6 protein-coding genes are annotated in these 5,958 nt (G+C 75.7%); all 6 read right to left on the bottom strand.

All coding sequences use genetic code 11. From position 1 onward, the window contains the following. Window positions 1–973, bottom strand: a 973-nt coding sequence (locus HLB09_RS11865; protein WP_171203576.1) for a glycosyltransferase, incomplete at its 3' end; no start/stop codon positions are given. A gap of 103 nt (window positions 974–1,076) precedes the next feature. Beyond that, window positions 1,077–2,672, bottom strand: a complete 1,596-nt coding sequence (locus HLB09_RS11870; RefSeq protein ID WP_212770969.1) for a methyl-accepting chemotaxis protein — start codon at window positions 2,670–2,672, stop codon at window positions 1,077–1,079. Between the two features lie 172 nt (window positions 2,673–2,844). Further along, window positions 2,845–3,945, bottom strand: coding sequence for an EscU/YscU/HrcU family type III secretion system export apparatus switch protein (locus HLB09_RS11875; protein WP_171203577.1), 1,101 nt, complete (start codon window positions 3,943–3,945; stop codon window positions 2,845–2,847). Window positions 3,946–3,948: 3 nt separating this feature from the next. Then, entirely contained in the window at window positions 3,949–4,728 is a 780-nt protein-coding gene (locus HLB09_RS11880; RefSeq protein WP_171203578.1) for a flagellar biosynthetic protein FliR, read from the bottom strand. Between the two features lie 4 nt (window positions 4,729–4,732). Further along, entirely contained in the window at window positions 4,733–5,011 is a 279-nt protein-coding gene (locus HLB09_RS11885; RefSeq protein ID WP_171203579.1) for a flagellar biosynthetic protein FliQ, read from the bottom strand. Further along, window positions 5,011–5,814 carry a flagellar type III secretion system pore protein FliP gene (gene fliP, locus HLB09_RS11890; RefSeq protein WP_171203580.1) on the bottom strand — a complete coding sequence of 268 codons (804 nt, stop codon included), beginning with the start codon at window positions 5,812–5,814 and terminating at the stop codon, window positions 5,011–5,013. Before fliP ends, HLB09_RS11885 begins: the two co-directional genes overlap by 1 nt. Window positions 5,815–5,958: the final 144 nt, after the last annotated feature.

The following is a 5,958-nucleotide window of genomic DNA, read 5'->3' on the forward strand; positions in this document are numbered from 1 at the left end:
CGCGGTTCCAGGCCGCGCCGTCGGCGCCGGGCGGCACGAGGCGCACCGCGGCGTAGCCGGCGGTCGTCTGGCGGGCGGTGCTCGTGTCGAGCGCCACGACGGGCAGGCCGCAGGCCATCGCCTCGAGGAGGACGAGGCCGAGCGTGTCCGTCTCCGAGGCGAAGACGAGCGCGTCCGCGGCGGCGTAGGCGTCGGCCAGGTCGTCGCCGCGCAGGACCCCGGTGAAGACGGCGCGGCGCCCCGCGAGCGTCCGCTCGAGGCGGGCGCGGTCGGGCCCCTCCCCCACGAGCGCCAGCTGCACCGGCGGGTCCTCCTGCGCCAGCGGCACGAGGCGGTCGCAGCCCTTCTCGCTGGCGACGCGGCCCACGTGGAGCGCCACGGGGAGGTCCGGGTCCGGGCCGAGCCGTCGGCGCAGCCGCGCGCCGTCGCGGTCCGGCCGGAAGGCCGAGGTGTCGACGCCGCGCTCCCAGAGGTCGACGTCGTGGACGCCGATCTCCGCGAGGTGCCCGCGGCCGACCGGGGAGGTGGCCAGGCGGACGTCGGCGCGGCGGTAGGTCCAGCGCATCGAGGCGTGGACGAACCCCTCGAAGGCCCCGAGGTGGTAGTGGCCGGCGTACGTCGCGACGTCGGTGTGGTAGCTGACGACGAGGGGGTGGCGCGGCGCCGCCCACCGGGCCGCCGCCACCCCCATGAGCACGGGGTTGACCACGTGGACGACGTCGGGGGCGAAGGCGCGCACGGCCCGCGCGACGACGCCGTCGGGCAGCGCCCAGCGCCGCCCGCCGTAGAGGAAGGGGACGCTGACCCCGCGGGTGCGGCGCTCGCGCACGCCGGGGACCGCCGTCCCGGTGGTCGGGGCGACGACGAGCACCTCGTGGCCCGCGCGCCGCAGCTCGGCGACCGTGCTCTCCAGGCGCGTGACGAGGCCGTCGACCTCGGGGGCCCAGACCTCGGAGACGAGCGCGACCCGCACGGCACCATCATGGGGCCTGCGCTCGCGGGACGCCGAGCAGGGCCCCTGCTCGCCCGGGGACCCGGGTCTCGTGCGGCGGTGGGCCCGCCCGGTGGTGGTCGGCTCAGACCGTGAAGCGCCCCACGAGCGTGCGCAGGCGCCCGGACAGCTCGCTCAGCTCGGTCGCCGCGCCGAGCGACTCGGCGACGCCGGCGCGGGTGGCGCCGGCGGCGGCGGCCACGCCCGCGATCGTGCTGGCGATGTCGCCGGCGCCGGACGCGGCGGAGGAGACGCCGCGGCTCATCTCCGCGGTGGTGGCGGACTGCTCCTCGACGGCGGAGGCGATGGTCCCCTGGTAGCCGTTGACCTGGTCGACGACGCCGCTGATCTCGGCGATGGCGGCGACGGCCGCCTCGGTGTCCGCCTGGATGGCCGCCACCCGGGCCGTGATGCCGCCCGTCGCGCGCGCCGTCTCCTGAGCCAGGTCCTTCACCTCGTTGGCGACGACAGCGAAGCCGCGCCCCGCCTCGCCGGCGCGGGCCGCCTCGATGGTCGCGTTGAGCGCCAGGAGGTTCGTCTGCTCGGCGATGGTCGTGATGACCTTGACGACCTTGCCGATCTCCTCGGAGGAGGCCCCGAGCCGGGTGACGAGCTCGGAGGTGCGCGCGGCCACCTCGACGGCGTGCTGGGTCACGGCCGCGGCGCTGCCGGCCGTCGTGGCGATCTCGCGGATCGACGCGCCCATCTCCTCGGAGCCGGACGCCACGGTCTGGACGGTCCGGGAGACCTCGGACGCCGCGGCGGACACCTGGGAGGACCGGGCGGAGGTCTCCTCGGCCGACCCGGCGATGGAGCGGGAGCTGGCCGAGAGCTGGTCCGCGGCGGCCGCGAGCGTGCCGGCGCCCGCGCTGACGTCGCGGACGACGCCCGCGACGGCGTCCTGCGCGACCTCGAGCGAGCGCGCCATCCGCCCGAGCTCGTCGTCGCGCTCGACGCGCGGCCGCTGGGTGAGGTCGCCGGCGGCCATGGCGGACAGGACGCGGCCGACCTCGTCGAGCGTGCGCCGCATGCCGCGCACGACGGCCGCGGCCACGACGACCCCCAGGAGGAGGGCGACGAGGGCGAGGACGACGAGCACCAGCGCCGTGCTGCGCGCCGTCGCCGCTGCCGCGTCCACCCGCTCCTGCGCGGCCGCGCGCTCGGAGGCGATGGCGCGCTCGAACGCGGCGTCGAGGTCCGCCACCTCCTGGCTCGTCCCTTCGATGGCGGTCATGAGCGCCGCCTGCTCGCCCGTCCTGGCGGCTGGGACGACCTCGTCCACCAGCACGCGGCCGTAGGCGTCGAGGGCGCTGGCGAGCTCGCGGGCGGCGTCCTCCTCGGCCGCGACGCCCACGTAGTCGGCCATGTCCTGCGTGATGCGCTCGGCGCTCTCGTCGATCCTCGCGACGCTCGCCTCGGCGGTCGCCGGCTGCAGGAGGACGTCACGCGCGAGGACCCGCTCCTGGAGGTACTGGCCCCGCGCGTCGTAGACCGCGTCCAGCGCGGCGAGGTTGCGCTCGCGCACGGAGGCGGTGCCGCTGCGGACGTCGTCGAGGGCGACGACGGCCACGCCGGCGACCACGACGAGGCCCACGCACGGCAGGGCCGTCGCCGCCGCGATCTTCTGGACGAGGCTCCGGTCGCGCAGGAGGTGGCGGCGGACGGGCGGCGGGGTCGTCATCGGGGCTCCAGGGGCTGGTGCTCGGGGCTCGTGCAGCGGGCTCGTGCACGCGTCCGCGCACCTGGGCTCGGGCGCGGGGAGGAGGGCCTCTCCGTCCTCGTCGGCACGCCCGCGCCCCGACCTGAGCCCGGCGCGGCGCCCTCACCGGGACGCCCCTGCCGGCCTCGGCCCGTCAGGCGCCCGCGGGCACCGCGGGCATGCGGTGGCGGCCGGCGGCGGCACCGCGGCTGCGCAGCCGCATGACGAAGGCGAGGACGCGGGCCACGGCGGTGAAGAGCTCGGCGGGCACCTCCTGCCCGAGCGCGCAGGCGCCGTGGAGGGCGCGGGCGAGCGGCACGTCCTCGACCATCGGCACGCGGTGCTCGGCCGCGCGCTCGCGGATCTTGGCCGCGACCGCGCCCGCGCCCTTGGCGACGACGCGCGGGGCGCCCTTCCCGGGCTCGTAGCGCAGCGCCACAGCGACGTGCGTGGGGTTGAGGAGGACGACGTCGGCGGTGGCGATCTCGGCCATCATCCGGTTGCGGCTCATGGCGAGCTGCTTGGACCGGATGGCCCCCTTGAGCTGGGGGTCGCCCTCGGACTGCTTGTGCTCGTCCATGACCTCCTTGCGGGTCATGCGCACGCCCTTGAGGGTCCGCTTCCGCACCACGAGGTAGTCGGCGATCGCGAGCGCGAGCCCCGCGACGACGGCGGTGCGGATGAGGGTCGCCGTGCCGCCGCCGACGGCGTCCACGGTCGCGCCGAGCGGCAGGGAGCCGGCACCGACGAGGACCGGCGTGAGGCCCTTGACGGCCAGCCACAGGACGACGCCGAGCACCGCGGTCTTGAGGAGGATCTTGCAGGCCTCCCACCAGGCCTGCGGCCCGAGGATGCGGGTCAGGCCCTGCTTGGGGCTGAGCTTGGAGAACTGCGGCTTGAAGTTCTTCGTCGCCGGGTGCAGGCCGCCCTGCGCGGCCGCCGCGCCGATGGCGACGACGACGGTGACGGCGGCGAGCGGCGCCATGACGAGCGCGATCGAGCGCAGCCCCTCCGAGAGCGCCGCGACGGCGAGCTCCGGGTCCGGCGTCGCCGCGACGTCCCGCACGTGCTGCAGGGAGGTCTGCGCCGCCTCCCACCCGCGGGTGACGGTCATCGGCAGCAGCGCGCCGGCGGCGGCCATGCCGAGCCAGGCGCCGACGTCGGGCGAGCGGGCGACCCGCCCCTCGGCGCGCGCCTCCTTGAGGCGCTTCTCGGTGGGCTGCTCGGTCTTCTCCCCGGAGTCACCTCCTGCCATGGGTCACCCCCTCCCGCTCGCGCGCGCCGTGCCCATGACCGTCTCGGCCATCTGGTCGGCGAGCGTGCGGACGACGTCGGGCAGCAGCGTCGCCGTGAGGCCGACGAGGACGAGCGTCACGAGGATCTTCAGCGGGAACCCGAGCGAGAAGGCGTTGAGCTGCGGCGCGACGCGCGTCAGCAGGCCGAGGCCCACGTCGGTGAGGAACAGGACGGCGATGAGCGGCCCGGCGATCTGCAGGGCGGCGAGCATCAGGCCGCCGATCCCCTCGGTGGCCACCCGCGCGACGGTGGAGAGGTCGATCGCCTGCCCGACGGGCAGCACGTCGAAGGTGCGCAGCAGGCCGTCGAGGACGACGAGGTGGGCGCCGCTGGCGAAGAGCAGCGCGAGCGCGAGCAGCTGGTGGACCTTGCCGAGGATCGACGAGCCGCTCTGCATGAGCGGGTCGTAGCCCTGCGCCAGCTGGAACCCGCCGAAGACGTCCAGCAGGTCGCCGGCGCTCTGCACGGCCGCGAAGACGAGGTAGCAGAGCCACCCCAGGGCGGTGCCGATGACGAGCTCCTGCGTGGCCGCCACGAGCAGCGCGACGGCGCTCAGCCCGGTGGCGACGAGCGCCGAGACGTCGGGCTGGACGACGAGGGCCAGCGCGAGCGCGAGCAGCGCCTTCACCTGCCCCGGGAAGCCCTTGTAGGCGAAGGGCGGGGCCAGCAGGAGCCAGCCGAGGACCCGCAGGCTGGCCAGCGCGGTGGCGACGACCTCGTCGAGCGGCAGCGAGAGCTCCACCGGCTCAGCCGGTCCCGGAGACGAGGCCGGGGATCTGGCCGTAGAGCTCGGTGGTGAAGCTGACCATCTCGATGATCATCCAGCGGCCGCAGACCATGAGGGCGATGCCGACCGCGATGGCCTTGGGCACGAAGCTCAGCGTCACCTCCTGGATCTGGGTGACGGACTGGAAGAGGGAGATGACGAAGCCCACGCAGAGGGCCGTGAGGAGCATCGGGGCCGCGATCTTGGCGGCCACCGTCATCGCCTGGACGGCGACCTGGAGGACGGCGACGTCGTCCATCAGCCCCCCGTCCCGTAGCTGCCGATGACGGCCGTGATGACGAGGCCCCAGCCGTCGACGAGGACGAAGAGGAGGAGCTTGAAGGGCAGCGACACCGTGACGGGCGGCAGCATCATCATGCCCATCGACATCAGCGCCGCCGAGACGACGAGGTCGATGACGAGGAACGGCACGTAGATGACGAAGCCGATGATGAAGGCCGCGCGCAGCTCGGAGAGCACGAAGGCGGGCACGAGCGTCAGCAGCGGGGTGTCCGCCGGGGTCGCGGGGTTCGGCCGGTCGGCGGCGCGGGTGACGAGCGCCAGGTCGTCGGCGCGGACGTGCGCGAGCATGAAGTCCTTGAGCGGCGCGACGCCGGCCTCGAGCGCCTGCTGCTGGTCGAGGCTGCCGTCGAGGAAGGGCTGCACGCCGAGGTCGTTGACCTGCGCGAGCACCGGCGCCATGACGAAGAGGCTGAGGAACAGCGCGAGGCCCGCGAGGACCTGGTTCGGCGGGGCTGCGGTGAGCCCCAGCGCGTTCCGCGTGATGGAGAGCACCACGAAGATCTTCGTGAAGCTCGTCATCATGAGGAGCAGGGCCGGCGCCACGGACAGGACCGTGATGCCGAGGAGGATGACGAGGGCGCTGCTCGGCTTGCCGTCGACGCCCTGGACGTCGACCGACACGCCCGGCCCCTCGGTGAGGCCCTCGGCGCCGGCCGCCGCGGCGCCCGGCGCGCTGAGCACGAGCAGGACGAGCGCGAGACCCACGAGGGCGGCGGCGAGGACGAGGGCGCGGGCGCGGCCCGCGAGGAGCGCGCTCACCGGCGGCCCGCCAGGTCGCGCACGGCGCCGACGGCCTGGACCCAGGTGCTCGGGGACAGCGCCGACCCGCTGAGCGGGCCCGAGGCCCGGGCGCCGTGCCGGGCGCGGCGCGGACGGCCGTCGGCGCGCGGGTCCGCCGCGGCG

It is taken from the genome of Pseudokineococcus marinus (assembly GCF_013004605.1).
In the GTDB taxonomy this organism is placed as follows: domain Bacteria; phylum Actinomycetota; class Actinomycetes; order Actinomycetales; family Quadrisphaeraceae; genus Pseudokineococcus; species Pseudokineococcus marinus.

Bases quoted from the DNA above. Each gene is read 5' to 3' on its own strand.
- HLB09_RS11870 (WP_212770969.1), bottom strand. From the start codon at position 2,672: ATGACGACCCCGCCGCCCGTCCGCCGCCACCTCCTGCGCGACCGGAGC.
- HLB09_RS11875 (WP_171203577.1), bottom strand. From the start codon at position 3,945: ATGGCAGGAGGTGACTCCGGGGAGAAGACCGAGCAGCCCACCGAGAAG.
- HLB09_RS11885 (WP_171203579.1), bottom strand. From the start codon at position 5,011: ATGGACGACGTCGCCGTCCTCCAGGTCGCCGTCCAGGCGATGACGGTG.